The organism is Streptomyces sp. SID9727, from assembly GCF_010550605.1.
GTDB lineage: Bacteria > Actinomycetota > Actinomycetes > Streptomycetales > Streptomycetaceae > Streptomyces.
The window spans coordinates 1-3,425 of record NZ_JAAGNI010000349.1 but is presented as its reverse complement, the minus strand read 5'-3'; the positions used below and the strand labels follow the sequence as shown (position 1 = coordinate 3,425).

At 74.9% G+C, this 3,425-nt stretch carries 2 protein-coding genes and 1 pseudogene; all 3 read right to left on the bottom strand.

Annotation, left to right across the window (positions count from 1 at the left end; translation table 11 throughout):
* Positions 1 to 414, bottom strand: a pseudogene (locus G3I41_RS23950) (hypothetical protein); the annotation flags it as partial.
* Positions 415 to 475: 61 nt separating this feature from the next.
* On the bottom strand, positions 476 to 2,215 hold the full coding sequence (locus G3I41_RS23945; RefSeq protein WP_164402459.1) for a glycosyltransferase: 1,740 nt from the start codon (positions 2,213 to 2,215) through the stop codon (positions 476 to 478).
* Between the two features lie 180 nt (positions 2,216 to 2,395).
* Positions 2,396 to 3,425: DUF3152 domain-containing protein (locus tag G3I41_RS23940; protein WP_164402458.1), on the bottom strand; the 1,030-nt coding region annotated here is incomplete at its 5' end.

The window sequence follows — 3,425 nt, the reverse complement described above, 5'->3', positions numbered from 1 at the left end:
GGCGGCGCCGGGCAGCAGGGCGCGCAGGGACCAGGCGGCGCGCGTGGTGACGTCGCGCGCCGGGGCGGGGCCCTTCGCCACGGGGTCCGCCGCGACCGCCGGGACCCGTGCGAACAGCTCCTCGGCGAGCGAGAACACGTCCCGGTGCCGGTAGCGGGCGGCGGTGCGGTCGGTGACGCCGTGGGCCTCCAGACCTGCGGCGATCTCCAGCGGGTCGACGGCCCGTTCGCACAGTTCCCGGTGACGGTGCATGAGCGCCCGCACCGGGTCGGCGGTCCCCCGCCGCCCGAGGGCTGCCTTGCGCAGGGCGGAGTCGGGGTGCGCGTGCGCCACTTCGGGGGCGCGCGCGGGCGCGCCCCCGGCTCCGGTGTCGGGCGCCGAGGCGGCGTCCCCCTGGTGCCCCTCGCGGCTCATCGTCGTTCCTCCGTGGTGCTGTTCGCCCGGTGCCAGGGCGGGCGGGCCCGCGTTCTCGTGGCTACGCATCGCCACTCCCCGCGCCCGCCCAGCTGGGCGTGCGGTCGGCGCGTTCCCGGTCGGACGGCTCCGGCCAGTGGCCCAGGACGTGGGCCTCCGGCGGGGTGGCGAAGGGACGCGGGCCGTCGTGGCCGGCCGGGCGGGGCCTCTCGCGTACCGGCGCCCGCGCGATCAGCTCCAGGTAGATGCCGTGGAAGGCGGCCAGATTCTGTTCGACGCCGAAGAGTTCGAGCGCCCGGGCACGCGCCGCCGCACCCAGGCGTGCACGGCGCTCCGGGTCGCGCAGGAGCGTGAGGCAGGCGTCGGCGAGCGCCCGGGGGTTGCGCGGTGGGACCACGAGACCCGTACCGCCGATGACCTCGACCACCGCGCCGACGTCCGTCGAGACCGTGGCCCGGCCGCAGAACATCGCCTCGACCAGGCTGATCGGGAAGCCCTCGACCACGCTGGAGAGCACCACGACACCGCCCGCCGCGTACGCCTGGGCCAGCTCCGGGACCTCGGGCCCGCCGATCTCCTCGAAGGCGACGGCGTCCTCGCCGGGGAAGAGCTCGCCGGCCAGCGTGCGGCAGCGGGCCAGGTAGGCGGCGCCCGCCGGGCCGGGGGCCGGGGCACCGATGATCCGCAGCCGGACGTCCGGCTCGGCCAGGCGCACCTCGGCGAGGGCGCGCAGGAGCCCGGCCAGGTCCTTGGCGGGCTCGATGCGGCCGACCCAGACGAGTGCGCCGGGCCCGCCGCCGTCCTCGCTCTCGCCGAGCGCGGCGAACCGGGCCGCGTCCATGCCGGGGTACACGGTCCGCACCTTCGCGGGGTCGGCGCCGCAGCGCTCCTGCCAGCGGCGGGCGTGGGTGTTGCCGGGGGTGATGAGCGCGGCCTGCCGGTACACCTCGGTGGCGAGCCGTCCGTGCAGGTTCGCGAGGAGGGCGCGCACCGGCGCACTGACCGGCGCACCGCCCGACGCGAGGTAGTGCGCCCGCACCCGCACGGAGTGCTCGGTGACCAGCAGCGGCACTCCGAAGAAGCGTTTGGCCAGCAGACCCGGCAGGGCGGCGGCACCGCCCGCCGTCGCGTGGCAGAGGTCCACGGCACCGAGGCCGTCCTCCTCGTACCAGTCGAGTGAGAGGGGGCGCAGCACCCGGTCCAGCTCGGCGGCGAAGGCGAGCAGGTCGGTGACGGTGGCGCTCTGCACGGTGCGGCCGGTGCCGGGCGCACGGCAGGCGGCCTCCAGGACGCGCACGGCCGTCTCGGAGCGCAGGGCGGCGGGCAGCCCGCCGTGTTCCCAGGCGAGGTCGGCGAGTCCGTAGAGCCCGCGGGTGAACCGCTCGTCCGCGAGGCGGGGTTCGGTGCCGCCTTCCGCCCGCTCCGCGTCCGTGCGGCTTCGCTCGCTGCCCGCGGCGGTGCAGACGGAGGCCGCGAGGTCCGCGAAGTGCCCGGCGAAGCGCCGCCGTTCACGCCGGGCGTACATCCGCGCGCCCCCACCGGTCAGCAGCCGGGCCAGCGGTCCCCGGGGGGCGTGCAGGCCGAGGGTGTCCTCGTCGGCGGTCCACAGGGGCGCGGTGCGCACGCCGGCGACCTGGGGCGGGAGCCGGACCCGGCCCGCCGCCTCCTGTTCGGCGGAGCGGCTGAGCGCGAAGAGGTCGAACTCGTGCTGTGCGAGCCCGCGTACGAGCCGGTCGCACCAGAGCCTGGACTCACCGGTAGCGTACGGATAACCACCGTCGGTGAGCAGTCCGATCCGCACGAGCGCACCCCCGATCTCCCTGATGAGCGGCCGCCGTTCCTTCGGCGACTCGCGGCGGGACGACCGTAAGCGGATACGCCGGTGGCGCGACGGACGGTTGTCCGTCGCGCCACCGAAAGGGGTGAACCGGCGTAACTTTCCCGGCGCCATAGCGTTCTGTCGCGCTATGAGGACTGAGGGTTACTCGGGCGAGGGATAAACCCAGGCATTCGGGCGGCACTTGATGCCGTCGAGATCCAGCGTCTTGGTCTGCTGCTGCATCACCGGCGCGAGCGTGCCCTCCGTCCGGCAGCTCTCGTGGTTGTGACCGAGCCGGTGGCCCACCTCGTGGTTGATGAGCATCTGCCGGTACGAGAACAGCTTGTCCGGTCCGAAGGTGGCCGAACCCTGTGCCCAGCGGTAGGCGTTGATCATCACGCGCTCGGTGGCGGCCGAGTCGCAGGAGACGTTGTCCTCCATGGTGTCGAGGCCGGACTTGGCACACCACTTGCCGGTGGTGCCGGGGCTCGCCAGCGTGATGACGAAGTCCGGCTCGCCCTCGGAGATCCGTTCGAAGGTCATGTCGCCGTCGTGCGCCCAGCTCCGGTCGTCGTTGAGGGTCTTCTGGACCGCCTGGGCGAACAGCCGGGCGTCGAGTCCGAGCCCCTTCTCCACGTCGATCCGGTAGCGGTGGACCGTCCCCTTGCCGGGCGCCTTGGCGGAGCCGGGCACGGTGTCGAACTTCCCCGAGCCGGTCAGCGCCGGCGACAGCGGATAGGGCTTGGCCATTTTCTGTTCATACGTAAGGGGCTTGACGTCCGCCGCCCCGGGTGAGGGGGTCGTACGGCTGTCCGAACGTGACGCGTCGTCCGTGCCGTCCCGGTCGACCCCCGCCGCCTGCGCGGCGCCGCTCCCGGACGTGGCGTCGTGGGCGACCTGCCCGGCCACGACGACCGCGAGCACGGTGGTCACCGCGGCGGCCGCGATGCCGGTGAGCGTACGGCCCTTGCCTCCCCTGGCCTCCCTGGCCGGGGCCCGGTCCCCGTCGCTCCGCGTCTCCGGCTCGCGGTGGTCCCAGTCGGTGACGGAGCGGTACGGGTCGTCGGCCACCTGGTCGCGCCGGCGCGGCGCGGGCGGCGCGGGCGGGCTGTCGAAGGCTTCGACGAACTCGCGCCGCGGGCCCGGTATCAGCGGCCGGGTGCCGGTGGTCCGCTGGTGGTGCGGGGGGTGA